The organism is Pseudoalteromonas sp. S4492 (assembly GCF_005886115.1).
GTDB lineage: Bacteria > Pseudomonadota > Gammaproteobacteria > Enterobacterales > Alteromonadaceae > Pseudoalteromonas > Pseudoalteromonas gelatinilytica.
Map to the genome: position 1 here is coordinate 1 of NZ_PNCP01000165.1, position 252 is coordinate 252.

The following is a 252-nucleotide window of genomic DNA, read 5'->3' on the forward strand; positions in this document are numbered from 1 at the left end:
TTCGCAGACGGCATAGTGTTACGAAATTAGTGGTTCATCTGGTATTCACCACGAAGTACAGAAAAAAGTTGTTTGATGGGCACATGATCCAGCAATTGAAGGAAGCATTTGAAAGCTCCTGCGAAAAACTGGAGTGCGATTTGCTTGAAGTGGACGGTGAACAGGATCATGTGCATCTACTCATTGCTTACCCCCAAAGCTGGCGATCAGTGTCATGGTGAATAACTTGAAATCAGTATCGTCCAGACGGTT

1 pseudogene is annotated in these 252 nt (G+C 44.4%); it reads left to right on the top strand.

Features of this window, described 5'->3' with window-relative positions:
• Positions 1-252 (top strand): annotated as a pseudogene (tnpA, locus tag CWC28_RS21265) (IS200/IS605 family transposase); the annotation flags it as partial.